Source organism: Thioalkalivibrio sp. ALMg11 (assembly GCF_000377905.1).
In the GTDB taxonomy this organism is placed as follows: Bacteria; Pseudomonadota; Gammaproteobacteria; order Ectothiorhodospirales; family Ectothiorhodospiraceae; genus Thioalkalivibrio.
Genome location: NZ_KB898880.1, coordinates 47,737 through 74,717, shown reverse-complemented (window position 1 = coordinate 74,717; position 26,981 = coordinate 47,737). Strand labels below are relative to the sequence as shown.

Here is a 26,981-nt window from a genome sequence, read left to right as displayed (position 1 = left end):
CCACCCGGAGACCCCGGCTCTGCGCCCCGCTCCGTCCCGGATGACGGGATGTGATTGGTCACGGGTGACCGTGCCAGGTGTTGCCTTACCTCCAACGAAGCCAATCGCCATCCGCGCCACGAACAATGAGGTGGCCCCGCGGTTCCAGGCGTTGTTCGTGGGGCACCCAAGGGTCCCGGCATAATGCCCTCGCAGCAACCAGGACCGCCCGCTGAACAAGGAAGAGCGCCCCGATGGCGACCGTGAAAAGTACCTGTTACGAGTGCGATGCCAACTGCGCCATCGACGTCACGCTGGACCCCGTCGGCGAGCCAGTCGCCATTGACGGCCCCGACTGCCCGCGCTGCTACGTCCAGCTCGACCGGCGTAACCACCCGGAGCGCTTGCTGTACCCGCTGCGGCGAACGGGCCCGCGCGGCAGCGGCCAGTTCGAGCGCATCTCCTGGGACGAGGCGCTGGACACCATCGCCGAGCGCCTGCGCGCCACGCGCGAGGAACACGGGGCCCCAGCGGCGGCCTTCTTCGCCGGCTACACCAAGGAAGCGCGCCCGCAACTCCAGCGTCTGGCGCATGCCTTCGGCTCGCCCAATTACCTGACCGAAAGCGGCTGCTGCTTCTCCGCGACCAAGGTCGCGGAGGAGGTGACCTTCGGCACCAAGATCAAAACCTCCTCCACCGTCGCCTCGGATGCCACCCGCTGCCTGCTGGTGTGGTCCACCAACCCGCGCGCCTCCATCCCGCCGTTCCATCTGCACCCGCTGGCGCATGCACGCCCCGGGCGGGCGATGGTGGTGGTCGACCCGCGGGTGACCCCGCTGGCGCGCGAGGCCGAGGTGCATCTGCAAATCCGCCCCGGCACCGATGGCGCACTGGCGCTGGGCATGCACCACCTGATCTTCCAGAACGGCTGGCAGGATCAGGCCTTCCTCGACGAATGGGGCAGCGGCGTGGCGGCCTTCCGCAATTACGTGGCCGAATTCCCGCCGGAGCGCGTCGCGCAGATCTGCGGCATCGACGCGGCCGATCTGCGCCGTGCCGCCGAGCTCTATGCCACCCACGCCCCGGCGCAGATCATGCTCTCGCCCACCGCTACCGTGCAGCACAGCAACGGCTTCCAGAACCACCGCGCAGTGATCCTGCTGGCCGCGGTGACCGGCAACATCGACCGCGAGGGCGGCAACCGCTTCTTCAACGACAAGGTCACGCCCACGCCCATCGACCTGTTCGACCACTGCAAGCAGAACCTGCCGCCGCGCATCGGCGACGAGACCTTCCCGGTGTGGACGGCCCACTGGCCAGCCGCGCAGAGCATGCTGCTGCCGGATGCCATCCTCGAAGGACGGCCGCAGCCGGTGCGGGCCCTGGTGGCGATGGGCATCAACACCGCGATGTGGCCGAACTCGAAGCGCATGGAACAGGCCCTGGACGCGCTGGATTTCTTCGCCGCGTCGGACTTCTTCCACAACCCGGCCACGCGCATGGCGGACATCGTGCTGCCGGCTGCCACCAGCCTGGAACGCGCGGCGCTGATCGCCTACCCCGGCTGCAACTTCCGCGGCGAACTGCGCTACCGCCGCGCCGCCGTTGCCCCGCGCGGCGAGGCGCGCCCGGATGGCGAGGTGTTCCTGGAGCTGGGCGTGCGCCTGGGCATGGCAGAGCAATTCTGGAACGGCGACCTGGAGGCGAGCTGGGCCGAGGCCGCCGAGGGCATCCCCGAGACCATCCGCGAGCAGGTCTACAATGACCCGGACGGGGTCACCGTGTTCGCCAAGGCGCTGGACGACATGCTCGAGTACGGCTTCGAGGAAGGCGACCGCCAGTACCGGATCAACGGGTTCCGCACGGTCAGCGGGAAGGTAGAGTTCGATGCCGCCGAACTGCGCGCGGCCGGGCACGACGGCCTGCCGGTATACCGTGAGCCGGCGGAAAGCCCGGTCTCCACGCCGGAGCTGGCCCGCGACTATCCGCTGGTGCTGACCAGCGGCGCCCGCCACAAGCACGCCACCCACTCGCAGCACCAGCACCTGGAGCGCATGCGCCGGGCGATGCCGGAGCCGCTGGTGGAGCTGCACCCGGACGACGCGTCCGCGCGCGGCATCGCGGACGGCGACACGGTGGAGGTGCGTTCGCCGCGCGGGCACGTGGCGTTCGTGGCCAAGGTCACCGACCGCATCAAGCCCGGCGTAGCCCACTGCCAGCACGGCTGGAACCACGCCAACGTGAACGAGCTGACCGACGACCGCAACCTCGATCCGATCAGTGGCTTCCCCGCGTTCAAGTCGCTGCTGTGCCAGGTAGAGCGCCTGCGCGCCGGACACGCGCCACGCCTGGCGGAGGCCGGGTAGCCATGCCGTTCGTCGGCGTCCTCCCCGACCGCGAACACCTGTTCCGGCCCGAGCCGCGCCGGGAGGTGGCGGTATCCGACGCCGCTGCGTGGCGGCTCAACCCGGACTACCGGCACGTCTACAACAAGCTTCACCTGGCCCTGGATGCCGGACTCACCGCCGCACCCTGCGGCGTAGCGCCCGCGGATCTCGGCATCGCGGCGGACGACGAGGTCTTCGTCAAACCGATCACCAACCTCGCCGGCATGGGGCTGAACGCGCGCACCGTGGCGGCCGACGCCGTCCCGGCGGAACCCGGCAGCTTCTGGTGTCAGCGCCTGCAAGGTACCCACACCAGCAGCGACTGCCTGGTGGAGGACGGCGCGGTGCGCTGGTTCGCCCACACCCGCGGATCGGAACAGAAGGACGCCGCCCGCCCGATCTACTGGGAGATCGGCGCCGCCGTGCCGGAACTGGAACCGTGGATCGCCAACTGGGTGCGCCGCAACCTGGCCAGCTACAGCGGCATCTGCAACATCGAACTGATCGGCGGCCGGCCGATCGAGGCCCACCTGCGCGGCTCCAATGGCTTCTTCGACTTCTATGGCGCGGAGTTCCTCCCGGCCTGGGTCGCGCTGGCGGACGGCGAGCCGTTCACCCCGCCACCGCCCATCCCCGGCGGCTTCGTGATCTCGGTGTTCGGCGAGGCCGACCTGAGCGAGGCCAACCTGCGGACCGCCGAAGGGGCAGGCGTCGACGTGCAACCCGACCCGTCAACGCCGGGCCGCGCCGCCATCCTGCGCTGCCGTGACCGCGACGCCGGCTTCGACATCTACCGGCGACTCACCGGGCACACGCTGTAGCGAAGACGCACCGCTTCCGGAGCTGGCGTGGTCAGCGCGGTTACCAGGATCAAGCGTGACAGGTCTGGACAGAGCAAAGGGTTGGGACCGTCCCCATTCCGCGCCCCCACCTGCGTCATCCCGGACACCGCAAAGCGGTGAGCCGGGATCTCCGCCGCCTCTCCAGCCCGAAGATCCCGGCTCTGCGCGCCGGCCGGGATGACGGGGCGTGGTTTGTCACGGGTGCCGGGGCCAAGCCTGAGTCCTCTCTCCACCCTGGCCGATCGGCATCCGGGACAGTCCGGCCGATTGCCGCGGCCTCTATGAGGCCTCGCAATGACGGGGAATGGGACCCGCGAACGGCCTGGGTCAGCGGGACACCGGCGCAGGGTCACTGCACCTGATTGGCCCGCATGCCCCGTTGCGCAGGAAGCGCGAGTGCCTCGTCCCCGTCATTGCGAGGAACGCAGCGACGTGGCAATCCAGCCGGGTGGCTTCCCCCCTCGGGGGGATTGCCGCGCCGCACTCGCCATAACGGGTCCTGGTGAGGCCGCCCGCCCCGCGATCCAATCGGCGAGGCTGGAGGCCACGCCGGGGCGTTGCCCAGCGGCTGGCTCAGCGCACGGAGAGCCGCATGGTCATGGCGTGGGTTGCGCCCGCGGCCAGCGGGTAGGCGTCATCCAGGGCGTTGGCGACTTCGACGCAGACCGTCTTGCGGTACTGGTCGTCGGGCATGTCGGCGAACGATTTGACGCCTTCCGGGCCGGGGTTCCAGAGCACGCTGCTGGCGCTGTTCTCGCGTTCGATGACGATCTCGCGCGCGTTGTCCCGGTCCTCGATCACGAGCGTGCCCGGGTGACCGACAAACACCTGCTCCATCGGGGTCGTCATGGCGACGTCGCCGGACTGCGTCCCGCGTTCACCGTCCGCCAGCTTGTCGATCCGCGTGGTCCCGTCCAGCCCACGCACTACCAGCCCCTCGGCCTCGCCAACGCCGAAATAGGTGTGGAAAGCCTCTGACACGTGCCAGTCGCGATCGCTGCGGTTTTCGCCCTCCAGCGTCATCTCCAGGGTCTCGCCCAGGGTGACGTGCAGGCGCAGCGAGAACTCCAGCGGCCAGGCCTTGCGGATGTCATCGTCCGAGGTCAGCACGAACACGACGTGCGTGGCCTCGCCGACCGATTCCACGGACTCGACATCCCAGAACGCATAGCGCGCGATCCCGTGGCCCTTCTTGTGTTCGTCACTCGGGTCGGGGCCCAACGCGGCCGGATCGTACGGGCCGAACCACGGCCAGCAGACGGGGACGCCGCCGCGGACCGGTTTCTTGCCGTCGTACAGCGCGGTATCGCTCACCCAAAGCACGTCGGCACCACCCTTCGGGCGATAGCTCAGCAGCGTCGCGCCGAAGGTCGTCAGGGTCGCGCTGCCGTGCGCGTTCTCGATATCGACCATCACCAACGCATCCTGCTGACGAAACCGCACATCCGGATGCGAAAACTGTTCCTTGAGCGCTTCAACCGTCATCTAATCTCTCCTGTCCGACAAGGGCCGAAGCGTAGCAGACCCCGTGGGGCGCCGAGTGCCTCGCACGGATGCCGGGATCAAGGGCGCCGGATCAAGTCTGGCTTTTTGCCCCAGCATTGCGACCGACCGGCGGCCAGCACGCTCCGACCGATGGCCACGGCCTCTGCGAGGCCTCGCAATGACGTCGTGCTCCGTAGAAGAACAAAGGATGACAGGTCGGGAAGCAGCGGCTAGATTGTGGGCGCGACCGATCAATGGGCTCGCGATGTTTCCAGGGAGGGAAACGATGAAGAAAGGATTCTCCAGTTCTGTCTGCGCGGGGCATGTGCGCCCTGCCGCCCCATGCCCCGTTACCCGCCAGCCACCTCGCCGGCTTCTCGCCGCCACGGCCGGGCTGTTCCTGCTGATATTCGGCCTCGCCAGCCCGGCAAGCGCCGACGAGCGGCCCGAGATCCTGAACATCCTGAGTCAGTTCGTCGCATCCAGTACGGCTGCGGCCCGCTGTGCCGAGATCGACGAGGATCAGATGGTCGCGTTTCTGGCCAACCAGCAAATGATCTACCTGCAATCCGTCATGGCGCTGCAGGACCAGCACCCGGAAGCGACGGGAGAGCAGATCGCGGCAACCCTGATGCATGGCCAGGAAGACATCCAGTCCCAGGTGGGGCAGCGCATCGACGAACACGGCTGTGACGATCCGAATGCCCAGGCTCTGATCGAACTATTTGCGATGCAGGCCGAGTGGCGGCCCGGCCGCTCACCCCGGAATGACACCGAATAGGGCCCGACGGGTTCGCTGTCACACGCTGCCACAGGGGACGTGCGCATGTGGATGTTTGCTGGATTCGTCACGCTGATCGGAATGGCGGTCATTGGCTATCGCGCCAGGATGGAAGACCGTTGGAAACTGCGAGCCCTGACATTCGTCAACCCGTACACGGGCAAACCGATGGGCGATCCGCCCCAGGGCGCACTTTACAGCGAGCAGAAAACCGGAAGTCGACGCGCCCCCTTGCAGCGCATCGGCTTTGACCGGGCGCCGGATATCGAAATGCGCGTCAAGGCCCGGCGCTGGTGGGACTACCCCTTTACGGCGATCGGACTCTCCGTGGCCTGCCGCACAGGGAGCCGGTCGTTCGACCGAGCCTTTTACCTGGTCACGGACCAGCGAAGCATCTGCCGCGCGCTCAAAGGCTGCGCCGCTACGCAAGCGCGGATGCTGCGCATCCTCGATGAATGCGAAAGACAGAACGTACGATTCCGTCAGATCCGCGTTCGGCGCCAGCGGATCTGGGTGGAGGTCGTATCGTCGAGGTGGCGCAAAGAGCCGAGGCCACTACCGCTCGTCCGAGCATTCGTCCCGCTGTTGCGCGACATCTCTGAGACATTGGAGGCGGAGATTCCCGCCGCGGTACGCGGCCGCAGGGAGCCATTTGCATGGAAGGCGGCGCTTTTCACGGGTGCCAGCTCGGCCCTGCTGTTCGGTGGTATCGCGCTGTTGGCACCGATCATGTTCTCGCCCCTGCCGGCGCCCGCCAGCATGGCTGGCCTCCTGTCGCTTGCGCTCCCCGTGGCCGCGATCGTAATCGGCTCGCTGATGGTGCTGACCATCGTGCTGCTCGGACGGACTTCACGAACGCATCTTGTCCTGCTCGAACTGGCCCTGGTGGGGTACCTCGGTGCCCTGATGACCAGCTACGGCCTGCTGCGAGAAGTGAATATGGCGCTTGATCATGCGGCACCAAACCAGTACGTGGTGGGTTTACAGGAAAAGACCGTCCGGCGCGGGCGGGGTGGCACGCGCCGGTACCTGCGCGTGGCTGGCTGGGACGGTCCTCAGTCGCGGATGGGGGTGCAGGTCGGTGGTGCGCTCTACCGGTCGGTACGCGAGGGGGACCAGCTGCTGCTGGAGGAATATCTAGGCCGGCTCGGCGTTCCCTGGATCCAGATGCATACCGCGCTTCCGAATACCCGAAACGCACCCTACGACGGGGAATAATGGTCCATGTACAGTCTGGCTCTTCTCACATGGTGGCTGTCTTTTCTTTTTATTTACGCGACTCTCTTCGCGCTGATAATCCTTGGCTCGCGTAGCCGCGCTCGCCTGGGTACACGGGCGTTCTACGCGGGCCTGGCATTACTGGCCCCGTTTTCGGTGCTCTTCCTGGGAATCTGGCATGTGCCCGACGGGGCACCTCGATGGCTCAAGATGACGCTCGTGTTCTACATCCCGGTCCTGATGCCGTACCTGGTCCGCACCCTATTTGTGTTCCGCGGGTCCATGCGTAACGGACTGCGTGCATTCAAGGGGAGGGGATGGTGAAAATCGTGAGAATGGTGCTCAAGGCCGCCACGCTCGTGGCACTGGCCGTCTCCAGCGTGATTTTTGTCTGGTTCCTAGCCTGGGTTTTCTGGCTGGCCAGCGGCTATCTCGCACCGGATCAAGGACTCAACCAGCTCTTCGACGAACCCTCGCAGCGCATTGCGCGGGAACAGGGCCTGAGCGAGGAGGAGTCCACTAGGGCCCGGCTCCTCTTTGAAGCGAGAAGCCTGTTCGCCGCGCTCGCAGGACTGTGGGGCTGGATCGCCCTCTATGCGGGCGCGTTCATGATGAACCGGCCTTTCGGCAAGGTGCCGCTGGCCGTCAAGGTGGGGCTGGTCGCGGGCGTTCTGGCGTCTATCGCCATGCCGTCCACCGGCATAACGCTCGCGAAATACCCGATCATCACCGCCATGCTGCTATTCACCATCTGGTGGCTGAACACCTCAAACGCCTCGGCCGGGAAGAGCCTATCTGAACCGTCAAAGGGTTCGGAATAAGTGCCGCTGGGTACTGTATCGCATATGCGATACAGTACCGGGAGGTTGAGCCGGAGACGGGCCATGAAGAATGCGACGTTACCCGCCCTGCGGGTCAGTGATGCGTTTCGCCACCAGGTCGAGCAGGCCCTGGGCGAGGAAGAAACGCTATCGGCGTTTATCGAGGATGCCGTGCGTCACGAGATTCACCGCCGCCAGGCGCGCGCCGAATTTCTGGAGCGCGGGCTGGAATCCGCGCGTAACGCCCGGGAGACGGGTGTGTACTATCCGGCGCAATCGGTCCTGGACGAGCTCGACCAGATGTTGAGCACGAAATAGCCCGTCCACCGGAGGCTCAAGGATGAGTTACTCGGTCCGCTTTACGGCGCAGGCGCGCGACGACCTGATGCGGCTTGTCGCATTCCTGGCAGAACAGGATCCGGCAGCCGCAAACCGCGCCCGCACGGCCATTGGGCACGCCGTATTCCTACTGGAAACTTTCCCGCTGAGCTGCCGTACGCCGGACCCCGCCCATCCCCGCATCCGGGAGCTCCTGATCCCCTTTGGCCGTTCGGGCTACGTGGCCCTGTTCGAAATTGACGATGCCGAAATAGTCACCCTCCTCGCGTTTCGCCATCAGCGCGAAGACGACTACTTCTGACATTTTCCACGCCATCAAGAGCATCGGGAACGTTGTGGGCTGGTCCGACAGATTGCCGCGGCCTCTCTGCGAGGCCTCGCAATGACCGGTATGGGTACGGCTGTCAGGCGGGTAGCGGCAGCCGGCCCTGGAAGTGGAACTGGGTCAGGGGAAAGTCGTGCAGGGCGCCGTCCCGGGGCTTGAGGAAACGGACGTGGTCGGCGGTGAGCTGGCACAGCCAGGGATCCTGGCGTGTGGGTTTGTTGCGGGTAAACGGGCGCGCATTGAAGAGCCCGAGGTTCAGGCCGGCCTCGTGATCGCGGGCGGAGGGGTATTCGAACAGGACGATGCCGGCCTCGCGCAGCGCGGCGCCCAGGGACTGGGTGGCCTGATAGTCGGCGGGATGACGCAACAGGTCCGCGTGTTCAGCGAACGGGGGCTGATGGAGCTGCAAGCCATTAGGGCTCTGGTAGCGTGCGGCGAACAACGTGTGCTGGGTATCGAGCTTTCGCGGTGGCGGGGTCGCCATGCCATGCCAGAACACAAACCGGTAGTAGGCCGCCTCGGCGAGGACCGTGCGCTCGCGCAGGGCGCCGTAGAACAGGCTGGGCTCGTGGCGACGACCGAAGCGCGATCCGTGACGTAGCGGCGGATAGCGAAACGGCGTCGCCAGCAGGTAGTGCAGCCGTTCCGTACCCGGACGCCGGGGCGGCTTGGTGGCCTCCAGCATCTCTTCCAGAACGGCCTGGCGGTCGAGCGAGCTGACGATCTGGTTGGTGGCGACCTGCTCCTGGCTCTCGACCAGGCGCAGGACCTCCCCCCTCAGCGTGACACGCGGCGCCGCTTCGACCAGGGCATCCCAGTCCGGCATGTCAGGTTGCCCTCATAGCTTGCCGCGGATCGCGTCGAGATATTCCAGAACGCCCACCAAACCCTGAACCGTGCGGATCTGCTCGGCGGGCACCCCTCCGGTGTGGTGGTTGTGCGTCTGCATCCAGTGTTTCATCGCACCGACATCCCCGCCGGTGAGGACATAGAGCGCGCGATAGCAGCGAATCAGCAACAGCGCCAACTCACCCGGCTTGCTCGTCGGGTCGATGTTGCCCCGGCTGATATCCGTACGCCCGCGCCCGACCACCTCGCCCAGCTCCGCCTGGGTCAGGCCCAGCGCCTTGCCGGCATTGACCAGCGCCTCGCGCAGGATATCGGAACGTTCCGGGGCCAGAAGTTCTGCAGTGCTCATGGCTCACCTCCAGACAAGCAGTACTGAACACACAATATCACTTTGTGTGCATACTGCACACCTGAATCCTGAGCGATCTTCGGCCATCCGGAAGCGCATACGCCCATCGTTCCGGCCGAACGAGACGCAGCCGCGTATTCGAGTGCTACGATCGGTGCGACGGATTCATTACGCCCTGCCCCAGGCTCAGCCGGGGCGGGCCACCACCGGAGAGGACTCCATGCTGATCACGCTGCTGTTGATGATTGTGCTACTGCTGGTGGCGGGCGCCTTGCTGATCTGGCAGGCAAGCATCATCTTCAGCCTGGAGATTGCGGGCGGAAAGCTGCGGGTGCGGCGCGGCGACCCGCCGATGCACTTCGAACATGCGGCGCGGGATATCGTCCGGCGCTACGGCATCGAGAACGGGCGCCTGACTGCCGTTCGCAGCGGCAAGGGGCTGCGCCTGCGAAGCTCGTCCTCCGTCCCGAAGGAGGCGCACGGCGAACTACAGGCCGCACTCCAGCGCGTAAAGGTGGGCCAAAAGCGCCGCAAGAAACGCCGGTGACCCGACCGCGTCACCGGCGCCACGACACCTGATGCGGCTTGCCAGCACCGGGTCGCCGGATCACAAGTGGCCCGTCTTCACGTAGATCAGGGTCTCCTGCTCCACCCAGGGGTTGTGCTGGCTATGGTGCGGGCTGCGCATCCACGTCCCGGCGGGATAGCGCCCATTTTCGTCGATGAACTCGCCAGACAACACCAGGATCTCCTCGCCGCCCCAGTGCCGGTGAGCCTGGAAATGCTCGCCGGCCGGCCAGTGCACCAGTGCGGTGTGTTCCGTCCCGAAGCTGTGCAGATGCAGGACACGCAGCCCGCCGATGCCCGGCTGGAAGGGCGCCGAGTGGGTATCCACCACCACCTTCTCGCGATCCTCGGGCGCGAACTGCTCCAGCTTCACGAATAACGTGCAGCCGGGGTCCGAGTGCGGCGCATGGCGGGAGCCCGGTGGATTGCGCAGGTAGGTGCCGGCGGGATAGTCACCGGTGTCATCGGAGAACACGCCGTCGAGGACGAGGATCTCCTCGCCCAGGGCATGCGTGTGCGGCGGGAAACGGGCCCCGGGCTGGAACTCGACAATGCTGGTTGCACGGCCCGATTCCGCCTGCTCGCGCTCCAGCGGCTTGCGCACCACGCCATCGGCACGGCTGCCGTTCCAGGGCTGCGCCGCCGTCTCCACGACCACCGGCTGGTCCAGATCCAGGTTCAGGGCTTCGGTCATGCACGCTCCATCGGCTTCCTTCCAATCGAGCGCTCGGGCGGCCGGATAGTTCCCTGGGGCTACAGGCCCCGTGTCGACCCAAACGCTGGGCCCCAGGCGCCAGATCGTCATGCGCAGGAAGCCTTGAGGGGCCACACAGTCGGTTTTTTTCCCCAGGGAGCCGAATAGCTTATGGACGTCTAGACTCCGGAGCGATGCCATAAAAAGAGAAAAGGACGCGACATGCTGATTATCGGATTGATTGTGGTCGTGGCCGCGCTGGTGTTCGCCACCGCGAAACTGCGCGTACATCCGTTCCTCGCCCTGCTGATCGCCGCCTTCGCAATGGCACTCATCGGCGGTATCGCGCCGCGCGAGGCGATCAGCGTCATCAACGACGGCTTCGGCAGCACCCTGGGCTACATCGGCATCGTGATCGCCCTGGGCACGATCATCGGGGTCATCCTCGACCGCACCGGCGCGGCCGTGGTGATGGCGGAGGCGATCATCCGCGCGCTGTCCGACCGCTTCCCCACCCTGACGGTCTCGATCATCGGCTACATCGTGTCCATCCCGGTGTTCTGCGACTCCGGCTACGTGATCCTGAACTCGCTGAAGAACGCCCTGGCCAAGACCGCCGGCATCTCGGTGGTGGCCATGAGTGTCGCGCTGGCCACCGGGCTGTTCGCCACGCACAACTTCGTGCCGCCCACCCCCGGCCCGATTGCGGCCGCCAGCAACATCGGCATCGCCGATGCCCTGGGCCTGGTGATCCTGGTCGGGCTGTTCGTCTCCGCGGTGGCGGCCGCGGTGGGCTGGCTGTGGGCCAGCCGCTACGCGCATGCCAATGACGAAGAGCTGCTGGAACCGGACCCAATCAGCGAGGCCACCGGGCAGGAGGTCGAGAAGGAAGAGATCAAGCTGGAGCACCGCCCGACCACGCTGGGCGCGTTCATGCCCATCCTGGCGCCGATCGTGCTGATCTCCATCGGCTCCGTCGCCTTGCTGGCCACCCGCGACACCGAGGCCGGGATGTTCGCCAACGCACTGATCTTCCTCGGCACCCCTGTGGTGGCCCTGGCCATCGGCGTGATCTTCGCGGTGCTGCTGATCAAGGGCGCCGGCATCAAGGACCGCTCCCACCAGATGACGGTCGACGCGATCCTGCTGGCGGCCCCGATCATCCTTATCACCGGGGCCGGCGGGGCTTTCGGCAACGTCCTGCGCGAGACTCCGATCGGCGATCAGCTGGGCGACCTGTTGAGCGGTCTGGGCCTGGGCCTGCTGGTGCCGTTCCTGATCGCGGCCGCGCTGAAGTCCGCCCAGGGCTCGTCCACCGTGGCACTGGTCACCGCCTCCAGCATGATCGCGCCGATGCTGGCCTCGCTGGGGCTGGATTCCACCATGGGCATGGTCCTGGCCGTGATGGCCGTGGGTGCCGGTGCGATGACCGTCTCGCACGCCAACGACAGCTTCTTCTGGGTGGTCACCCAGTTCAGCCGCATGAAGGTATCTACCGCGTACAAGGTGTTCACCACGGCCACCCTGCTGCAGGGCATCAGCGCGATGATCACCATCTACCTCCTGGGGCTGATCTTTGTCTAGGGGGACGCTGACTGATCCACTCCGGGTGGTGGTCTGCCCGGACAGCTACAAGGGCAGCCTGGAGGCCGAGGAGGTGGCGGCCGCCATGGCGCGCGGGGTGCACGCCGCCCGGCCCGACGCCCGGGTACGCTCCCTGCCCATGGCGGATGGCGGCGAGGGGACGGCCCGTCTGGTCAGCCACACCCTCGGCTGGGCCTGGCACCTGTCGGATGTGACCAGCCCCACCGGCGAACACCTGAGTGCCGGCTGGGGCTGCGATCACCACGAGCAGCGGGCGGTCATCGATGTCGCCTCCGCCTGCGGGCTGGACCGAATCCCCAACGACCGGCACGATCCCTGGCAACTCCACAGCTTCGGTGTCGGCGAACTGATGCGGGCGGCGCTGGACGCCGGCGCCGAACACCTGCTGATCGGCCTCGGCGGCAGCGGAACGGTGGACGGCGGCGCGGGCATGCTGGCCGCCCTGGGCGTGCGCTTCCTGGATGCCGAGGGGCATGCGCTTGCGACCCACCCGGCCGGGCTGGCCGATCTCGCACGGGTCGACTTCGACGCACTGGACCCGCGCCTGACCCGCATCGACATCACGGTGCTGAACGACGTCGACAACCCCCTGACGGGGCCGGATGGCGCGGCGGCGGTGTTCGGTCCGCAAAAAGGCCTGAAGGCGGCCGACATCCCGGCGATGGACGCCCACATGGAACACCTGGCCCGGGCCATTGATGCCGCCGGACACCTCCACCGACCGATCGACACCCCCGGCGCCGGCGCCGCCGGGGGGCTCGGGTTCGCGCTGGACTGCGTCCTCGGCGGTAGCGCGCGCATGGGTGCAAACTACCTGGCTGACCTGATCGGGCTGGATGCCGCGATCCGCGAGGCCGATCTGGTCATCACTGGCGAGGGCCAACTGGACGGCCAGACCTCGCACGGCAAGGTGGTCGCGGAAGTGGTTCGCCGTGCCCGGGAGCTGCAGGTGCCGGTGGTGGCGGTTGCCGGTTCCATCGCCTGCGACCAGGGCGAGGTCGCCGCGTTCGGCCTGAGCGACGCCCGCGCCCTGTGCGACGGCAGCATCACCCTGGACGAGGCCCTGGCCCGCCCCGCGCACTACATCGCCGAACGCACCCGCGCCCTGGTCGAGGCTGCCAAACCGGGTGGCCGGCCGTGAATCCGCGGGGCTCTCCAGCTGGAAAGGAACGTGTCCCTTTGAACCGGGTCCGACTCCCTGCACCGATCGATACGAACCCAAAGGAAGAACCCCATGACCGAGCAGGATGACGCGCTTTTTCGCCCCTTTAACCTGGGCCCGCTGGAGTTGCCGAACCGGGTGCTGATGTCCCCGCTGACGCGCTCGCGCGCCGGACAGCCAGGCGACGTGCCCACCGATCTGAACGCCGAGTACTACGCGCAGCGCGCCGGTGCCGGCTTGATCATCAGCGAGGCCACTCAGGTCTCGCCGCAGGGCAAGGGCTATGCGTTCACGCCGGGCATCCACTCGCCGGAGCAGGTGGACGGCTGGCGCAAGGTCACCGACGCGGTGCATCGCGCGGGCGGGCGCATCCAGGCACAGCTGTGGCATGTAGGCCGGATCTCGCGCCCGGAGCTGCAACCCGACGGCCAGAAGCCGGTGGCGCCCTCCGCCATCCAGCCCGAGGGCGCCTATACCTTCATCAGCGCCGAATCGGGCATGGTCGAGGTTCAGGAGCCACGCGCGCTGGAGCTCGACGAGTTGCCGGGCATCGTGGAGCAGTATCGCCAGGGCGCGCAGAATGCCAAGGCGGCCGGCTTCGACGGCGTGCAGATCCATGCGGCCAACGGCTACCTGCTGGACCAGTTCATCCGCAGTGGCAGCAACCACCGAACCGATGCCTACGGCGGGTCAGTGGAGAATCGCATCCGCCTGCCGCTGGAAGTGGTGCAGGCAGTAGTCGAGGTCTGGGGTCCGGAGCGCGTGGGGATCCGCGTGAGCCCGACCGGCAGCTTCAACGGCATGCAGGACGCCGACCCACTGGCGACCTACAGTGCCTTCGCCGAGGCGCTTGAGGCCACCGGCATCGCCTACATCGAGGTGGTGGAGGATTCCTTCCAGGGCAACCACGAATCCGGCCGCCCGGAATCCATCGTCGACGCGATCCGCACGCGCTTCAGCCGCACCTATATCGGCAACGGCGCCTACACCGCCGACGAGGCCCGCCAGCGCATCGAGGCCGGCCGCTGCGATCTGGTCACCTTTGGCCGTCCGTTCATCGCCAACCCGGACCTGCCCGAACGCTTCCGTCAGGGCGCCCCGCTCAACGAGTGGGACGAAGCCACCTTCTACGGCGGCGACGAACACGGCTACACCGACTACGCAGCGCTGTCCGACTGAAACCGGCCCCCGGGAGCCCCCGGGGGCTATTTACGCAACCCATGCACGCGCGGCGTCTTGCGCTTGTCCGGGACCCGGCGTAGATTCCGGCGCGATGCGCACTACCAACCGTCATACGTGGCTGCACGCCCTGCTGGTCCTGAGCCTGGTGCTGGCCATGCCCCTGTTGCAGGGGGCGGGGCTGCACCTCCACGTGGGCGACGCGCACGAGTCATCGCCGCATGCGGCGCACGATGCCGGGCACGCGCACCATCACGACGAGTCGGCCGAGGTCGATCTGACACCGCAGGCCACCACCGGCAAGCCGGTCACCGTTATCGATCTGCCCGGCGCGGCGCTGCCAACGACGGCCGGCGACCTGTCCGTGGCGGCCCCGCGCGCACCTCCTCGCATCGCGGACCGCACCCACCCCCTTCGCGCATCCCCTCCCTGGCTCGCACCACCCCTGCGCGGCCCGCCCGCCTGACCCCTTGATTCGAACGTAGCGCGCTGACGTCTCTACTGGGGCGCAGCCTGGATCGTCATCAATGGGGAGTGCCTCCCATGCCGTATTCGGTTTTTTCCTGGTCGGTCGCTGGACTGATCGGACTGCTTTGCATACCCGCCGCGCTCGCGGACACGGACCGCTGGACACTCGATCGGGCGGTCACTCACGGGTTGTCCGTATCCCCCGAGGCCGAAGCCTTCGAACACCGCATTGACGCCCAGCGCGGCGCGCGGGATCAGGCGGGGCGCTGGCCCAACCCGACGCTGGAGGCCGAGGCCTCGAACCGCATGGGGCTGGAGGACCAGCGCGGCGGTTACTCGCTGAGCGGGATCGCCATCACCCAGCCGCTCCCGCTATGGGGGCAGATCGGACATCGACGTGATGCCGCGACCGCCCGACTCGCCGCGACCGAGGCGCGGGCCCACGCCGAACGCCTGGAGCTGGAAGGCCACATCGGCGCAGCGTTTCATGCCTGGCAGCAGGCGGAGACGGGGCTTGAACTGGCGCGCGAGCGCCTGGACGAGGCCCAGCGCCTGGAGCGCATTGCCCGACTGCGACAGGAACGCGGCGACTTGTCCGAGCGCGAGCGTCTGCGCATCGGCCTGTTCCGCTCCGAGGCCGTGCGCCAGCTGGAGGCCGCCGAGGGCGAGCGGACCGAGGCCCGGGCCACCCTGGCCGCCTGGCTCGACCGGCGCCCCACCACGCTGGGCACTGCCCCCGCCTTCGACGACCCGCCCCCGGAACCCGCCAGGATCGAACCACAGACGGTGCTGGACCCGCACCCCGCCCTGCGGGCCGCGTCCGAACAGCAACAGGCCGCACAGCTGGACATTGCCCACGCACGTGCCGAGGGGCGCCCGGATATCGGCATCCGGCTGTTTCAGGAGCGCGACGTGATCGACGGCCGCCGGGAAATCTCCGCCGGCGTGGCGCTGCAGCTCGAACTGCCGCTATGGGATCGCAACCAGGGGCGCGTCCGCGAATCCGTGGCGGACCACTACACACGCCAGACCGAGGTCCGTGCCCTGCGGCGCGACCTGACCCGCCAGGTCGAGGTCGGCCGCGTGCACCTCGCGCACATGCTGGACGAACTGGACCGCCACCGCAACCAGACGCTGGTGCCCGCCCGGCGCGTGCGCGACCTGACTTACCGCGGCTACGAGAGCGGCGAGGCCTCTTTGCTGGAAGTACTCGAGGCCTACAACACCCATTTCAACGCGATCGAGCAGGAACAGGATCTGCTTGCCCAGAGCTGGGCGGAGTGGCGCGAACTGCGCATTGCAGCGGGGCTCGGCCTCGTGGAGGACACCCAATGACATACCGAATCACCCACCGGATTACGCGCATCGCCATCCTGCTGGTCCTGGCCCTGGCGACCGGCCCCACCCTGGCCGAGGACCTCGAGATCACCCACTGGGATGCGGGACTGGAATGGTTCCTGGAGGCCGGGCCCCTGGAGCCCGGGGCCTCGGAGACCTTCCTGGTCCACGCCACCTGGCTGGACGACTTCCGTCCAGTCACCACCGGGGAACTGACCCTGCAGATGCATAACCGCTACGGGGAGGTATTCAGCGAAGCCACTGCCCATCTCGACCGCGAGGGCATCTTCGCCGTCACCCTGCAACTGCCGGAAGCCGGGCGCTATTACCTGACCGGCGTGCACCAAGATGCCAACGGCATCCGCGAAAGCACCCTCGGTCAGGTGGAGATCCCGGGCAGACACCGCCATGGCCACGAGGACGACCATGCGCACCCCGCCGACGAGGACCACGGGCACGACCATGATGCCGACGACCGGGGCCATCCCCACGACGGGGATGACCACGGGCACGCGCACGATGACGACCACGCACACGACGCGGACGACACGATCACCTTCCTCAAGGAGACGCAGTGGCGCATGCGGTTTGCCACTGCCTCGGCCCGTTACGAGCCGTTTGCCGAACGCATCGCGGTCCCCGGGACGATCCGCGAGGTACCCGGCCAACGCACCCGACTGGTCGCACCAGCCGATGGGGTGATTACGGCGGACGGGGACTGGCCGGCACCCGGCCGCGAGGTGCACGCCGGCGACAGTCTGATGCGCCTGGCGGTGTTGCCGGACAGCGGCACCTCCAGCGGTCTGGCCCTGGATCTCGCCCGGGCGCAGGAACGCCTGACCGCGGCCGAGGCCGACCTGGAACGTCTGACGGGTCTTGCCGAGGAGGGCGTGATCGCCGACAGCCGGGTGGTGGAAGCCCGCCGCGAACGCAACACCGCCCGGGCCGAGCTGGACGACGCCCGTGACCGCCAGGAACGGCTCGACGGCAGCGCCGTTTCCGGGACGCTTGCCCTGCGCGCCCCGGCTGGCGGACGGGTGGAATCCCTGGATGTCAGCCCCGGGGAGATCGTACAGGCCGGCCAGCACCTGGCCAGCCTGCTGGACGGCGAGCATCTGTGGCTGGTGGCGCACCTCTATCCGGCGGATCTGGAACGCGTTACGTCGCTGGCCGACCCGGCCGTGCGCCAACCGGGAAGTCGCGAGTGGCTGGCCGTCGGGGGCGAACCGGTGTGGGAAGGCGGTGCCTTCGACGGCCCGGGGCAGACGCTTCCGGTCGCCTTCGCCCTGCAAGCCGCCGACACCCAGTACCGTCCCGGCATGCCGGTCACGGTCTCGCTCGCGGCCGGGCCGCCCCGCCATCGCGTCACGCTCCCGGTCGGGGCGCTGATCGACGACGACGGCGTGCCGATCGTGATCGTGCAAACCGGGGGCGAATCGTTCGAACGACGCCCGGTCCATACCGGGGCCCGCTCCGCCGGACGAGTGGAGATCCTCTCCGGCATCGAGGCGGATGAGCGCGTGGTGACCCAGGGCGCCTATGCGGTCCTGCTGGCGGGCCGGGATTCCGATGACATTGGCCACGGCCACGCGCACTAAGGGGACTGCGACATGCTGGATCGACTGATTCGATGGTCCCTCGCCAACCGTCTGCTGGTGATGGCCGGGGCCCTGGGCATCCTGCTGCTGGGGGCCTGGCAGGCAAGCCAGGCCCCGATCGACGTGTTCCCCGACCTGACCGCACCTACCGTGACCGTGATGACCGAGGCCCCCGGCCTGGCCGCCGAAGAAGTGGAACAGCAGGTCAGCTACCTGATCGAGTCCGCGGTAAGCGGCGCATCCGGTGTGCGCCGCTTACGCTCGCAGTCCGTGGCCGGGTTCTCGCTGGTGTGGGTGGAGTTCGAGTGGGGCGAGGAGATCTACCAGGCCCGGCAGGTGGTCAACGAGCGCCTGGGCCGCGTGCAGTCGCAACTGCCCGCAGGGGTCGCCGCCCCGCAGCTGGGGCCGATCAGTTCGGTCATGGGCGAGATCGCCTATGTGGGCGTACGCGACGACGCCCGCGAGGACGGCATGCGCGCCCGCGAGGTCGCGGACTGGGTAGTGGCGCGCCAGCTGGAGGCCATCCCCGGCGTAGCCCAGGTGACCACCCTGGGCGGCCAGGTCCGCCAGTACCAGGTGCAGGTATCCCCCGAGCGCCTCGCGGCGTTCAACCTGAATCTCACCGAGGTCCGCGACGCTGTGGAGCAGGCCAGCCGCAATGCGGGCGGCGACCGGCTGAGCGACGGCGGGCAGGACTACCTGATCCGCTTCCTCGGTCGCGCCGAACGCCTGGATGAGATCGAGCAGTCCGTGGTCGCCGTGCGCGACGACATGCCGATCCTGGTGCGACATGTCGCGGAGGTCGCGATGGGTCCGGGCATCCCGGTCGGTGACGGCGGCGTGAATGGGCACCCCGGCGTGGTCGTGGCCGTCTCCAAACAGCCGGATGCCGACACCCTCGAACTGACCCGGTCGATCAACGCGACGCTCGCGCGGCTGGAAGCGGGCCTGCCCGAGGGCATTACCCTCGAACCCAACCTGTTTCGTCAGGCCGATTTCATCCAGACGGCCGTGGCCAACGTCGCCGAGGCCCTGCGCGACGGCGCGATCTTCGTGGTGCTGATCCTGCTGGTGTTCCTGCTAAGCGTACGAATCACGCTGATCTCGGTCCTCGCCATACCGTTGTCGCTGACCGTCGCCCTGCTGGCCCTGCAGGCACTGGGCATCACGATCAACACCATGACCCTGGGGGGCATGACCATCGCCATCGGCGCGCTGGTCGACGACGCCATCATCTTTGTGGAGAACATCTATCGCCGCCTGCGCGAGAACGGTGGCGAGCGCGATCGCGCCAGCCTGGACGAGACCGTGCGCCAGGCCTGCTCGGAGATGCGCTATCCGGTGGTCTTCTCCACCGTGATCATCATGCTGGTGTTCGCCCCGCTGTTCTTCCTGAGCGGGGTGGAGGGTCGCCTGTTGCAGCCGTTGGGGGTGGCCTACCTGATCGCGATCGCCGCATCGCTGATGGTGGCCCTGACCGTGACGCCGGTGCTCGCCCGCTGGCTGCTGCCCGCGATCGCGCGCCGCAACGCCGGGCGCGAACCGCCAGTGGCCGCCCTGCTACAACGCGGCTACCGCCCGCTGCTGCGCGCCACGCTCCGGTTCCGGCGCAGCATCCTCGCGATCTCCACCATCCTCGCCGTGGCCACGCTGGCGGCCACGCTGCTGCTGGGACGATCATTCCTGCCCGACTTCAACGAGGGCAGCCTGACCATCGAGATGGCCACGCCGCCCGGAACCAGCCTGGAAACCTCGGCGGAGATGGCCGGCCAGGTCGAACGCTGGCTGCTGGAGCAGGATGCGATCCTGTCCGCCGCCCGCCGCACCGGACGGGCCGAGGGGGCGGAGCATACCCAACCGCCCCACCTCAGCGAACTGGATGTCCGTCTGGGCCCGCTACCGCAGGGGAAGGAGGCGTTTCTCGAGGAGCTGCGCGCGGGACTGGCCGCCTTCCCCGGCCAGTTCAACATCGGCCAGCCGATCTCGCACCGCATCGACCACATGCTCACCGGCGTGCGCGCAAACCTGTCGGTGAAGGTCTTCGGCCCCGGGCTGGGCGAGTTGCAACGTCTCGCGAAGCAGGTCGAGGCGACCCTGGAAGGAATCGACGGCATCGTCGACCTGTCGGTCGAGCCCGTCGCGGCGGTGCCCCAGGTCCGGCTGCATGCCGACCGCACCGCCCTCGCCCGCTACGGCCTGACCGTGGCCGATGCCGCCGAGACCGTCGAGACCGCCTGGCGTGGCGCCCGCGTCGCGCAGATCTTCGAGGGCGAACGACGCTTCGACCTGGTCGTGCGCCTGCCCGCGGAACACCGCGTGATCGACGGCCTGGCGGACATCCCGATCCGCACGCCGACCGGACACCACATCCGTCTGGGCGAGGTCGCCGAACCCCGGATCGAACGCGGCCCCAACCAGATCAACCGGGAGAATGCCGAGCGCCGCCTGGTGGTCAGTGCGAACGTGGCGGGCCGCGACCTGCATGGCGCGGCCAACGAGGTCCGCGCCGCCATCGACGAGCGGGTGGAGCTGCCCGAGGGGTATCGCGTGGAGCTGGGCGGCCAGTTCGAGGCCGAGGCACAGGCCACCCGGACCATCGTGATCGTATCCGCCGGCGTCCTGGTCGCCATGCTGCTGGTGCTGCAGCTGGCCCTGCGCTCGCTGACCCTGGTCCTGCTGGTGATGGTCAACATCCCGCTGGCCCTGATCGGCGGGGTGATCGCGGTGTTCGCCATGGGCGGCGTGATGACCATCGCGGCCCTGGTCGGCTTCATCACCCTGTTCGGCATCGCCGTGCGCAATGGGTTGCTGCTGATCAGCCGCTACCAGAGCCTGGCGGCCGAGGGCGTGCCGCTGGACGAGGCCGTGGAACGCGGTGCGCTGGAGAGGCTGACCCCGATCCTGATGACCGCGCTTACCGCCGCGCTGGCGCTGATCCCGCTGGCCCTGGGCCTGGGCGAGACCGGCACCGAGATCCAGGCCCCGATGGCCATCGTAATCCTGGGCGGCCTGCTCAGCTCCACCGCCCTCAACATGCTGGTGCTGCCGGCCCTGTATCACTGGCTGCGCTCGCGCCCATCGGCGCGGGCCTGACGCGGGTTCGGACCAATCGCTGTGACGTCATGACGTCACAGCGTTACGATGTCCATGGTACCAAGCATCATGGAGGCCCCGATGAACGAGCCAAACAAACGTTCCACCGTCTATTTCGAACCGGACTTACACCGGGCACTGCGCCTGAAGGCCGCCTCCACGCACTGCTCGGTCTCCGATCTGGTCAATCGTGCCGTGCGCCAGACACTGATCGAGGATCAGGAGGATTTGCAGGCGTTCGAAGATCGCGTCGCAGAGCCAACCATGACCTACGAGGCACTCCTCGACGACCTGAAGGCGCATGGCAAGATTTGAGGTCGTCGTCCGTCAATCCGTCGCCCAGGACCTGCGACGGATTCCCGACAAGGACGTACGTCGCATCCTCGAACGCATCGCGTCACTGGCCGATGACCCCCGCCCACCCGGCAGCGAGAAGCTGTCCGCCCAGGAGCGATACCGTGTGCGGCAGGGCGTCTACCGCATCCTCTACGAGATCAAGGACGACCAGCTGATCATCACGGTGGTTAAAATAGGCCACCGCCGTGAAGCCTATCGCTGAAGTGCGGGTATCAGACGGCGACGTCGGCCAGGTGGCCCCTGCCTTCCAGCCAGGCGCGGCGTTCGCCGGCGCGCTTCTTGCCGAGCAGCATGTCCATCAGCTGCATCGTGTCGTCGGCGGCGTCGAGCGTGAGCTGCACCAGGCGCCGGGTGTCGGGGTTCATGGTGGTCTCGCGTAGCTGTAGCGGGTTCATCTCGCCCAGGCCCTTGAAGCGGGTCACGGAGATCTTGCCCTTCAGCTTCTCCGCCTCGATGCGCTCCAATACGCCGGCCTTTTCGTCGCCGTCCAGGGCGTAGAAGGTCTGCTTGCCCACATCCACGCGGTACAGCGGCGGCATCGCGATAAAGATGTGCCCCTGCTCGACCAGCGGGCGGAAGTGCTTGAGGAACAGCGCGCACAGTAGCGTAGCGATGTGCGCGCCGTCGGAGTCGGCGTCCGCCAGGATGCAGACCTTGCCGTAGCGCAGCCCCTCCAGGCTGGCCTGCCCCGGGTCGACGCCCAGGGCCACGGAGATGTCGTGGATCTCCTGCGAGCCGAGCACCTGGTCCGGGTCCACCTCCCAGGAGTTCAGGATCTTGCCGCGCAGCGGCATGATCGCCTGGAACTCGCGATCGCGGGCCTGCTTGGCGGAGCCACCTGCGGAGTCGCCCTCGACCAGGAACAGTTCGGTGCGCGCCAGCTCCTGGCTGGCGCAGTCGGCCAGCTTGCCCGGCAGGGTCGGGCCCTGGGTGATCTTCTTGCGCACCACCTTGCGCCCCGCGCGCTGGCGCTTCTGCGCATTCTGGATCGAGAGTTCGGCGATGCGCTCGCCCTGCTGCGGGTGCTGATTCAGCCACAGGCTGAAGGCGTCCTTGACCACGCCGGAGACAAACGGCGCGGCCTGGCGCGAGGACAGACGCTCCTTGGTCTGCCCGGCGAACTGCGGGTCCTGCATCTTGAACGACAGCACGCTGGCCACCCGCTCCCAGACATCCTCCGGGGCCAGCTTGATGCCACGCGGGATCAGGCTGCGAAACTCGCAGAACTCGCGCACTGCTTCGGTCAGGCCGGTGCGCAGGCCGTTCACGTGGGTACCGCCCTGGGTGGTCGGGATCAGGTTTACGTAGCTTTCGCTGACGACCTCGCCGCCTTCCGGCAGCCAGGTCACGGCCCAGTCGGCGGCCTCGGTCGCCCCGGAAATCGAGCCCATGAACGGTTCCTCCGGCAGGCGCTCCAGGCCGTCCAGGGCCTCCACCAGGTAGTCGCGCAGGCCGGCGGCGTAGCACCACTCGCAGGCCTCGCCGGTGGTCTCGTCGCGGAAGGTCACGGTCAGGCCCGGGCACAGCACCGCCTTGGCGCGCAGGATGTGCCTGAGTCTGGGCACCGAGAACCGCGGCGAATCGAAGTACTGCGGGTCCGGCCAGAAGTGCAGCGTGGTGCCGGTGTTGCGCTTGCCGACGTCGCCGACCGCCTCCAGGTCCTGCGTCTTGTAGCCGCCGGAGAAGGCCATGCGGTACTCGCGCCCGTCACGCTTGATCTGGATCTCCAGCAATTTCGACAGCGCATTCACCACCGACACGCCAACCCCGTGCAGACCGCCGGAGAACTGGTAGTTCTTGTCCGAGAACTTACCGCCCGCGTGCAGGGTGGACAGGATCACCTCGACGCCGGGGCGTTTCTCGCGCGGGTGCAGGTCCACCGGCATGCCGCGACCGTCATCGCTGACCGAGACCGAGTCGTCCTTGTGCAGGATCACGTCGATGCGTTTGGCATGGCCGCTGATCGCCTCGTCCACCGAGTTGTCGATCACCTCCTGCGCCATGTGGTTGGGGCGGCTGGTGTCGGTGTACATGCCCGGGCGCTTGCGCACCGGGTCCAGCCCCTCGAGGACCTCGATATCGGATGCGGAATAGCTCACGTGATCGTTCCTGTGTCGATTGCGCACTCGCGGATGCGCGAAGGGTAGCAAATCAGGGCTGCTTGCAATCGCCCCCATGATCCCAACAATGCTGTGCAGATTTCGTATTCAAGTGTTTCAGGAGGGTTCCCATGGCAGAAGCCGCAAGCACAACCGGCGAGGACATCCTCGACGTCACCCAGGAAAACTTCCAGCAGGCCGTGCTGGACGAATCCCACCAGCGCCCGGTGGTCGTGGATTTCTGGGCCGCCTGGTGCGGCCCCTGCCAGCAGCTGATGCCGCTTTTGCAGCAGCTGGCGGCGCAGTATGCCGGCAAGTTCCGCCTGGCCAAGGTGAACAGCGACGAGCAGCAGGCCCTGGCACAGCAATACGGTGTGCGCAGCCTGCCGACCGTAATGATCTTTCGCCACGGCAAGCCGGCGGATCAATTCATGGGCGTGCAGCCGGAGCCGAACATCCGCGCGATGATCGACCAGTACCTGGAGAAGCCCTCCGACAAGCTGATCGAACAGGCGCGCGAGCAGGCCAAGACCGGCGACGTGGACGGCGCCCTGGCGACCCTCAAGGCCGCGCTGGAGGAAGACCCCGACAACGGCGACCTGCGCATCGAGCTGGCGCGCGCCCTGGCCCAGTCCGGCGACCCCGAGGCGGCCGAGGCCGAGCTCGGCAAGCTGCCTCTGGACCAGAGCGAAAAGGAAGAGGCCAAGACCCTGCGCGCCCGCCTGGTGTTCGCCAAGACCGCCGCCGGCATCGACCCGCAGGCGTTGGCGAAAGAACTGCAGGAAGGCGACCCGCGCCCCGAGGCGCTGGAGCAGATGGCGGCCTACGCGATGCTATCCGGCCGCGCCGAAGAGGCGCTGGGACTATACCTGCAACTGATGAAGCAGCACCGCTCCTACAACGATGGGGCCGGCCAGCAGGGCCTGCTGGCCGCATTCAAGGTGCTGGGGGATGACCATCCGCTGGTCGGGCAGTATCGACGGCAGATGGCGTCGCTGCTCTATTGAACGGGCCCCGATTGCCGGCGCAGCATCCCTCCAACCGGCTACGGCCTCGACCCCGCCCCATCGGCCAGAGGCTGGCCTCCTGCACGTCGGTATCCCCGGATACCGACGTGCAGGAGCCGAGCCCCCTCGGCGATCGGGCGCTGGTCAACCACTATCGATCCGAGATTCCCCTGCGACGGGAACCGCGGTGTGCAGGTCAAGCGCGGGCGGGGGCTTCGCGAGCAAGCTCGCTCCCACAGGTCCCTGCCCCACCGGTTGCGCGACCTATGGCTTGGCGACGACCTCGCCGGTGAGCTGGGTGCCGGCGGCGAGGGTCGAGTAGATCGTGCCCTTCTGCACATTGCGGTGCAGTAGCTCGATCATTTCCTCGTCGGCATCGGTGCCGACTTCGACGCGGTACTCGATCTTCGCTATCGCTGGTGGGTCGTCCTGGCGCCAGCCGCGCAACTGGATGGAGATGCTGTCCACCTCCATGCGCAGCATCGGCAGGGCGCGCTGGATGCCGCGCACCATGCAGGCACCGAGTGACGCCAGCAAAAGCTCCGGCGGGCTCAGGGCGTCGTCGCGCCCGTCCATGTCGGTGTCCAGGGTGACCTCGGCCTGCTTGGCGTGCGCCAGGCTGCCATGCTGGTCCACCCGTTCGACGTTCAGCTGATACTCAAGCATGTCATCTCCATCCAGGAGCCGGATCGCAATGCGCGATCCGGTCAACCCGGGATATCAGTTACTGCCGAGGATGCGCTCGATCACCGCCTGCGGTTCCTGGTAGCCGGACATCTGTTGTCCGCTCTCCGTGATCAGCGCCGGGGTGCCGCGAATCCCGAGCTGCTGGCCCATGGCCATATGTTCGTCCTGCGGCGTGGCGCAGCTGCCATCGATGTCATCCAACTTGTCGCCTTCCTTGGCGCGGTCCATCGCCTCTTCGCGATCATCCGCACACCAAGTGCGATTCATGATCTCCGGGGAATCGCGACCGAGGACCGGGAACATCAGGTAGCGCACCTTGATTCCAGCCGCCAGATACTCCGGGAGGTCCTGGTGCATCTCGCGGCAGTAGGGACAGTTCGGGTCGGTGAAGATATTCAGCACGCCGCGGGTGTCGCCGTCCGGCGAATAGGTCACCAGCTCGCTGTCGTCGATGGCGGCGAACATGTCGGCGCGCACGCCGCTGAGCGCGGCCTGGGTCAGGTTCTCGCGGGTTTCCAGATCGACCAGACTGCCCTGAATCAGATACCGGCCGTCCTCGGAGACATAGAGGACATCGGTGCCGTAGCGCACCTCGTAAATGCCAGCCATCGGGGTCTCCCGGATGCTGTCGGCCTCGGCATCCGGAATCACCCGGGCCATGGATTCCTCGATGGCATCGGTCGCCATGACCGGGGTACTGAACACGGCCAGGGCCGCGGCAAGGGGAAGAACGCGTTTCAGGAGCATGGATTCTCTCGTGGCTGTACAAAAAAACGGGGCCAGTCTAGCAGTCCCGGGCGCGGGGGCCTCGGGCTTTTTACTGGTAACAACGCGTAGTAGACGTCATCCGCGGGGATGATGTTCCGCATGCAGGCTTTGCAGGCGGGCGCGTGCGACGTGGGTATAGATTTGCGTGGTCGACAGACTGCTGTGGCCCAGTAGCATCTGGACCACGCGCAGGTCCGCCCCGTGATCGAGCAGGTGGGTCGCGAAGGCGTGGCGCAGGGTATGCGGCGACAACGGCGACTCGATGCCAGCACGGCGCGCATGGGCCTTGATGCGGTACCAGAAGGCCTGGCGCGTCAGCCCGCGCCCGCGGCGGGTGACGAACACCGTCTCGCAGGGAGGGTGACCGTCCATCAGGTCCGGTCGCGCCTCGCGCTGGAAGCGGGCCAGCCAGTGGGCCGCCTCCTCGCCCAGCGGCACAAGACGTTCCTTGTCGCCCTTGCCGGTGATGCGCACCACGCCCTGGCGGCTGTTGACCTCTGACTGCTCCAGGCCCACCAGCTCGGAGACGCGCAGGCCGGTGGCGTACATCAGCTCCAGCATCGCGCGGTCGCGCAGGCCCACCGGGGTCTCGAGATCGGGCGCCTGCAGCAGGGCATCCACCTGCGCCTCGGACAGGCTGTCCGGCAACGGACGCCCGGCGCGGGGCGATTCGATCCCGGCGCTGGGGTCATCCTCGCGCTCACCCTGATAGACCCGATAGCGATAGAAGCGGCGAATGCTGGACAGCGCCCGGGTGATGGACTTCGGCCGCGCCCCGGCCTGCATGCGTGCGCTGACGTACCCCAGCAGGTCGGCCGCCCCGGCGGTCTCCAGATCCACGCCCCTGGGCTCCAGCCAGTGTCCCAGACCTTCCAGGTCGCGGCGGTAGGCCGCCAGGGTGTGGTCGGAGAGGCCCTCGACCGCCCAGAGCTCGTCCAGGAAACGATCGAGGGCCGATGAGGCCGTCTCGGCAGTGGTCACGCG

At 67.6% G+C, this 26,981-nt stretch carries 27 protein-coding genes; 19 read left to right on the top strand and 8 right to left on the bottom strand.

From position 1 onward, the window contains the following. The first annotated feature begins 233 nt into the window (after positions 1–233). Both D578_RS0113850 and D578_RS0113845 read left to right on the top strand, forming a co-directional pair. Positions 234–2,345 carry a molybdopterin-dependent oxidoreductase gene (locus D578_RS0113850; protein ID WP_018950529.1) on the top strand — a complete coding sequence of 704 codons (2,112 nt, stop codon included), beginning with the start codon at positions 234–236 and terminating at the stop codon, positions 2,343–2,345. Positions 2,346–2,347: 2 nt separating this feature from the next. Continuing rightward, entirely contained in the window at positions 2,348–3,187 is an 840-nt protein-coding gene (locus D578_RS0113845; protein ID WP_018950528.1) for a hypothetical protein, read from the top strand. A 594-nt stretch (positions 3,188–3,781) separates the two neighbouring features. Here D578_RS0113845 and D578_RS0113840 read toward each other — a convergent pair. After that, positions 3,782–4,693 carry a D-hexose-6-phosphate mutarotase gene (locus tag D578_RS0113840; RefSeq protein ID WP_018950527.1) on the bottom strand — a complete coding sequence of 304 codons (912 nt, stop codon included), beginning with the start codon at positions 4,691–4,693 and terminating at the stop codon, positions 3,782–3,784. A gap of 325 nt (positions 4,694–5,018) precedes the next feature. On the opposite strand from D578_RS0113840, the gene D578_RS0113835 reads away from it, so the two are divergent. The 6 genes from D578_RS0113835 (at position 5,019) to D578_RS0113810 (ending at position 8,153) form a co-directional block, all read left to right on the top strand. Then, positions 5,019–5,474: a hypothetical protein gene (locus tag D578_RS0113835; protein WP_018950526.1), complete on the top strand. Its 456-nt coding sequence runs from the start codon at positions 5,019–5,021 to the stop codon at positions 5,472–5,474. Between the two features lie 45 nt (positions 5,475–5,519). Next, on the top strand, positions 5,520–6,692 hold the full coding sequence (locus D578_RS0113830) for a hypothetical protein (protein WP_018950525.1): 1,173 nt from the start codon (positions 5,520–5,522) through the stop codon (positions 6,690–6,692). Positions 6,693–6,698: 6 nt separating this feature from the next. Continuing rightward, on the top strand, positions 6,699–7,016 hold the full coding sequence (locus tag D578_RS16325; protein ID WP_018938819.1) for a hypothetical protein: 318 nt from the start codon (positions 6,699–6,701) through the stop codon (positions 7,014–7,016). Next, the gene (locus D578_RS0113820) at positions 7,010–7,513 is read left to right on the top strand and encodes a hypothetical protein (RefSeq protein WP_018950524.1); all 504 of its coding nucleotides are present in this window, start codon (positions 7,010–7,012) and stop codon (positions 7,511–7,513) included. The genes D578_RS16325 and D578_RS0113820 overlap by 7 nt, the downstream gene beginning before the upstream one ends. Positions 7,514–7,576: 63 nt before the next feature. Next, positions 7,577–7,831, top strand: coding sequence for a YlcI/YnfO family protein (locus D578_RS0113815; RefSeq protein WP_018950523.1), 255 nt, complete (start codon positions 7,577–7,579; stop codon positions 7,829–7,831). A 22-nt stretch (positions 7,832–7,853) separates the two neighbouring features. Beyond that, positions 7,854–8,153 (top strand): type II toxin-antitoxin system RelE/ParE family toxin, encoded by a 300-nt coding sequence (locus D578_RS0113810; RefSeq protein WP_018950522.1) that lies wholly within the window; start codon positions 7,854–7,856, stop codon positions 8,151–8,153. Between the two features lie 103 nt (positions 8,154–8,256). On the opposite strand, the gene D578_RS0113805 is transcribed toward D578_RS0113810, so the two are convergent. Beyond that, entirely contained in the window at positions 8,257–9,003 is a 747-nt protein-coding gene (locus D578_RS0113805; RefSeq protein ID WP_018950521.1) for an RES family NAD+ phosphorylase, read from the bottom strand. Between the two features lie 12 nt (positions 9,004–9,015). Beyond that, complete coding sequence (locus D578_RS0113800) at positions 9,016–9,375, bottom strand: MbcA/ParS/Xre antitoxin family protein (protein WP_018950520.1); 360 nt, start codon at positions 9,373–9,375, stop codon at positions 9,016–9,018. A gap of 220 nt (positions 9,376–9,595) precedes the next feature. On the opposite strand from D578_RS0113800, the gene D578_RS0113795 reads away from it, so the two are divergent. Further along, positions 9,596–9,922, top strand: coding sequence for a DUF3634 family protein (locus tag D578_RS0113795; RefSeq protein ID WP_018950519.1), 327 nt, complete (start codon positions 9,596–9,598; stop codon positions 9,920–9,922). A gap of 60 nt (positions 9,923–9,982) precedes the next feature. On the opposite strand, the gene D578_RS0113790 is transcribed toward D578_RS0113795, so the two are convergent. Continuing rightward, the gene (locus D578_RS0113790; RefSeq protein ID WP_018950518.1) at positions 9,983–10,636 is read right to left on the bottom strand and encodes a cupin domain-containing protein; all 654 of its coding nucleotides are present in this window, start codon (positions 10,634–10,636) and stop codon (positions 9,983–9,985) included. A gap of 222 nt (positions 10,637–10,858) precedes the next feature. Here D578_RS0113790 and D578_RS0113785 point away from each other — a divergent pair, with 222 nt between their 5' ends. The 9 genes from D578_RS0113785 (at position 10,859) to D578_RS0113745 (ending at position 21,638) form a co-directional block, all read left to right on the top strand. Next, positions 10,859–12,220, top strand: a complete 1,362-nt coding sequence (locus D578_RS0113785) for a GntP family permease (RefSeq protein WP_018950517.1) — start codon at positions 10,859–10,861, stop codon at positions 12,218–12,220. Positions 12,221–12,245: 25 nt separating this feature from the next. Then, entirely contained in the window at positions 12,246–13,382 is a 1,137-nt protein-coding gene (locus D578_RS0113780) for a glycerate kinase (protein ID WP_018950516.1), read from the top strand. A gap of 93 nt (positions 13,383–13,475) precedes the next feature. Further along, positions 13,476–14,582, top strand: coding sequence for an alkene reductase (locus tag D578_RS0113775; RefSeq protein ID WP_018950515.1), 1,107 nt, complete (start codon positions 13,476–13,478; stop codon positions 14,580–14,582). Between the two features lie 94 nt (positions 14,583–14,676). Then, positions 14,677–15,048 (top strand): hypothetical protein, encoded by a 372-nt coding sequence (locus tag D578_RS0113770; RefSeq protein WP_018950514.1) that lies wholly within the window; start codon positions 14,677–14,679, stop codon positions 15,046–15,048. Positions 15,049–15,125: 77 nt separating this feature from the next. Next, positions 15,126–16,385: a TolC family protein gene (locus D578_RS0113765; protein ID WP_018950513.1), complete on the top strand. Its 1,260-nt coding sequence runs from the start codon at positions 15,126–15,128 to the stop codon at positions 16,383–16,385. Next, positions 16,382–17,986, top strand: coding sequence for an efflux RND transporter periplasmic adaptor subunit (locus D578_RS0113760; protein WP_018950512.1), 1,605 nt, complete (start codon positions 16,382–16,384; stop codon positions 17,984–17,986). The genes D578_RS0113765 and D578_RS0113760 overlap by 4 nt, the downstream gene beginning before the upstream one ends. Before the next feature lie 12 nt (positions 17,987–17,998). Then, positions 17,999–21,079: an efflux RND transporter permease subunit gene (locus D578_RS0113755; protein ID WP_018950511.1), complete on the top strand. Its 3,081-nt coding sequence runs from the start codon at positions 17,999–18,001 to the stop codon at positions 21,077–21,079. Positions 21,080–21,160: 81 nt separating this feature from the next. Continuing rightward, a complete protein-coding gene (locus D578_RS0113750) occupies positions 21,161–21,394 on the top strand; it encodes a hypothetical protein (protein ID WP_018950510.1) in 234 nt (77 codons plus the stop codon). Continuing rightward, a complete protein-coding gene (locus D578_RS0113745) occupies positions 21,381–21,638 on the top strand; it encodes a type II toxin-antitoxin system RelE/ParE family toxin (RefSeq protein WP_018950509.1) in 258 nt (85 codons plus the stop codon). Before D578_RS0113750 ends, D578_RS0113745 begins: the two co-directional genes overlap by 14 nt. Positions 21,639–21,648: 10 nt before the next feature. Here the strand turns inward: D578_RS0113745 and parE are convergent, their stop codons facing one another. Further along, positions 21,649–23,535, bottom strand: coding sequence for a DNA topoisomerase IV subunit B (gene parE / locus D578_RS0113740; RefSeq protein WP_018950508.1), 1,887 nt, complete (start codon positions 23,533–23,535; stop codon positions 21,649–21,651). A 131-nt stretch (positions 23,536–23,666) separates the two neighbouring features. Between parE and trxA the strand changes: the two genes are divergently transcribed. Further along, entirely contained in the window at positions 23,667–24,542 is an 876-nt protein-coding gene (gene trxA / locus D578_RS0113735) for a thioredoxin (protein WP_018950507.1), read from the top strand. A gap of 264 nt (positions 24,543–24,806) precedes the next feature. Here trxA and D578_RS0113730 read toward each other — a convergent pair whose 3' ends face one another. The 3 genes from D578_RS0113730 to xerD form a co-directional block, all read right to left on the bottom strand. After that, entirely contained in the window at positions 24,807–25,208 is a 402-nt protein-coding gene (locus D578_RS0113730; protein WP_018950506.1) for an OsmC family protein, read from the bottom strand. Between the two features lie 54 nt (positions 25,209–25,262). Then, a complete protein-coding gene (locus D578_RS0113725; RefSeq protein ID WP_018950505.1) occupies positions 25,263–25,976 on the bottom strand; it encodes a DsbC family protein in 714 nt (237 codons plus the stop codon). 96 nt (positions 25,977–26,072) lie between these two features. Continuing rightward, the gene (xerD, locus tag D578_RS0113720) at positions 26,073–26,978 is read right to left on the bottom strand and encodes a site-specific tyrosine recombinase XerD (RefSeq protein WP_018950504.1); all 906 of its coding nucleotides are present in this window, start codon (positions 26,976–26,978) and stop codon (positions 26,073–26,075) included. Positions 26,979–26,981: the final 3 nt, after the last annotated feature.

Coding starts and splice junctions, on each gene's coding strand:
- D578_RS0113850 (WP_018950529.1), top strand. CDS start 234: ATGGCGACCGTGAAAAGTACCTGTTACGAGTGCGATGCCAACTGCGCC.
- D578_RS0113845 (WP_018950528.1), top strand. CDS start 2,348: ATGCCGTTCGTCGGCGTCCTCCCCGACCGCGAACACCTGTTCCGGCCC.
- D578_RS0113840 (WP_018950527.1), bottom strand. CDS start 4,693: ATGACGGTTGAAGCGCTCAAGGAACAGTTTTCGCATCCGGATGTGCGG.
- D578_RS0113830 (WP_018950525.1), top strand. CDS start 5,520: ATGTGGATGTTTGCTGGATTCGTCACGCTGATCGGAATGGCGGTCATT.
- D578_RS16325 (WP_018938819.1), top strand. CDS start 6,699: ATGTACAGTCTGGCTCTTCTCACATGGTGGCTGTCTTTTCTTTTTATT.
- D578_RS0113820 (WP_018950524.1), top strand. CDS start 7,010: ATGGTGAAAATCGTGAGAATGGTGCTCAAGGCCGCCACGCTCGTGGCA.
- D578_RS0113815 (WP_018950523.1), top strand. CDS start 7,577: ATGAAGAATGCGACGTTACCCGCCCTGCGGGTCAGTGATGCGTTTCGC.
- D578_RS0113810 (WP_018950522.1), top strand. CDS start 7,854: ATGAGTTACTCGGTCCGCTTTACGGCGCAGGCGCGCGACGACCTGATG.
- D578_RS0113805 (WP_018950521.1), bottom strand. CDS start 9,003: ATGCCGGACTGGGATGCCCTGGTCGAAGCGGCGCCGCGTGTCACGCTG.
- D578_RS0113800 (WP_018950520.1), bottom strand. CDS start 9,375: ATGAGCACTGCAGAACTTCTGGCCCCGGAACGTTCCGATATCCTGCGC.
- D578_RS0113795 (WP_018950519.1), top strand. CDS start 9,596: ATGCTGATCACGCTGCTGTTGATGATTGTGCTACTGCTGGTGGCGGGC.
- D578_RS0113790 (WP_018950518.1), bottom strand. CDS start 10,636: ATGACCGAAGCCCTGAACCTGGATCTGGACCAGCCGGTGGTCGTGGAG.
- D578_RS0113785 (WP_018950517.1), top strand. CDS start 10,859: ATGCTGATTATCGGATTGATTGTGGTCGTGGCCGCGCTGGTGTTCGCC.
- D578_RS0113775 (WP_018950515.1), top strand. CDS start 13,476: ATGACCGAGCAGGATGACGCGCTTTTTCGCCCCTTTAACCTGGGCCCG.
- D578_RS0113770 (WP_018950514.1), top strand. CDS start 14,677: ATGCGCACTACCAACCGTCATACGTGGCTGCACGCCCTGCTGGTCCTG.
- D578_RS0113765 (WP_018950513.1), top strand. CDS start 15,126: ATGCCGTATTCGGTTTTTTCCTGGTCGGTCGCTGGACTGATCGGACTG.
- D578_RS0113760 (WP_018950512.1), top strand. CDS start 16,382: ATGACATACCGAATCACCCACCGGATTACGCGCATCGCCATCCTGCTG.
- D578_RS0113755 (WP_018950511.1), top strand. CDS start 17,999: ATGCTGGATCGACTGATTCGATGGTCCCTCGCCAACCGTCTGCTGGTG.
- D578_RS0113750 (WP_018950510.1), top strand. CDS start 21,161: ATGAACGAGCCAAACAAACGTTCCACCGTCTATTTCGAACCGGACTTA.
- D578_RS0113745 (WP_018950509.1), top strand. CDS start 21,381: ATGGCAAGATTTGAGGTCGTCGTCCGTCAATCCGTCGCCCAGGACCTG.
- trxA (WP_018950507.1), top strand. CDS start 23,667: ATGGCAGAAGCCGCAAGCACAACCGGCGAGGACATCCTCGACGTCACC.
- D578_RS0113730 (WP_018950506.1), bottom strand. CDS start 25,208: ATGCTTGAGTATCAGCTGAACGTCGAACGGGTGGACCAGCATGGCAGC.
- D578_RS0113725 (WP_018950505.1), bottom strand. CDS start 25,976: ATGCTCCTGAAACGCGTTCTTCCCCTTGCCGCGGCCCTGGCCGTGTTC.